The sequence below is a fragment of the Acinetobacter sp. YH01009 genome (assembly GCF_013420765.1).
Taxonomy (GTDB): domain Bacteria; phylum Pseudomonadota; class Gammaproteobacteria; order Pseudomonadales; family Moraxellaceae; genus Acinetobacter; species Acinetobacter amyesii.
Map to the genome: position 1 here is coordinate 1 of NZ_VOYE01000050.1, position 1,051 is coordinate 1,051.

A 1,051-nucleotide genomic window follows, 5' to 3' on the forward strand; every position below is an offset into this window, starting at 1 on the left:
AATGGCTTTTATGGCTTCAGCTTTAAATTCTGCGGTGTAAGTCTTCTGTTTCTTGCTCATGGTAAACTCCTAATGAGTATGTATAGTTTACCAAGTTAAACCCTCCTGTTTTTTAAGCACACATCATCTCTTATGCGAAGCTTGCAGATCATTGTGAAGATCTATATCAATATTATTGAGAGTAGCTATAGAATAGGGGTGTAAAAATGAGTTTTATTGATCGAATAGAAGAGTCTCCTGCTCGATTAGTAGCAACAGCTTTGACGTTAAATTTGATGCTTTCATCCTGGATCTTGGATCGCTTTCTAGATACGAGCTTAATAGCATTTGCTCTCAATCACCCACAGGGCGATATTTTGATATTCACAATAATAGTACTCCTTATTCTTACTTATATGATTGCTGGTAAATCTGGATTATTAATGAAGTTTTTTTCATTTTTTGACTAAGTATAATTATGTTTATTTTTACAGCCATATTTATAAAAAATAAAAAACCCCGGCATCCTGCCGGGGTTTTTCGTATGGGTTCGCTCGGTATAACTCCTGTCGTACCTTACTGTCCTTGTGCGTCTCTGTTTTTATTATTGTGTGGAACTTCCTGTTCCTGATGACTTCATGATAGTAAAAACGGGTTTAGGTGAATATCCGCAAAACCCCTAAATTCATGTGCGCTCAGGCGTACAAAATTGGTGGATTTTTATCCCAAGAGTTGTCCGCAGAAATTGGGGATTATTTCTGAACTGTGACCCTTGAGAAATCAGGAAAAAACGCAAAAATGAATATTTTTTGATCAATTTTATTGGCAAGAAGTATCAAAATTGCTTAAAAAGAAACCGACTTGTTTCCAAGTCGGTTTTTTATGGTTTTTCAGGAGGATGAAAAATTTTTAACTATATGAAAAACAAGGATATTTTAAAAAGCATTTCGTATAACCTCTATTATGTTAAATAATTAAGGATAAAAGCTTTATTACTAAATAGAACAGTTGCTTAAAGCAGTATAGAGTTAAGTTTGCATTTTAATATCAAGTTGTCTTTCAGCACCGATAA

1 protein-coding gene is annotated in these 1,051 nt (G+C 34.0%); it reads left to right on the forward strand.

Annotation, left to right across the window (positions count from 1 at the left end):
- The first annotated feature begins 206 nt into the window (after positions 1-206).
- Positions 207-449 (forward strand): hypothetical protein, encoded by a 243-nt coding sequence (locus FTT76_RS17480; RefSeq protein WP_180190660.1) that lies wholly within the window; start codon positions 207-209, stop codon positions 447-449.
- The last annotated feature ends 602 nt before the right edge of the window (positions 450-1,051 follow it).

Coding starts and splice junctions, on each gene's coding strand:
- FTT76_RS17480 (WP_180190660.1), top strand. CDS start 207: ATGAGTTTTATTGATCGAATAGAAGAGTCTCCTGCTCGATTAGTAGCA.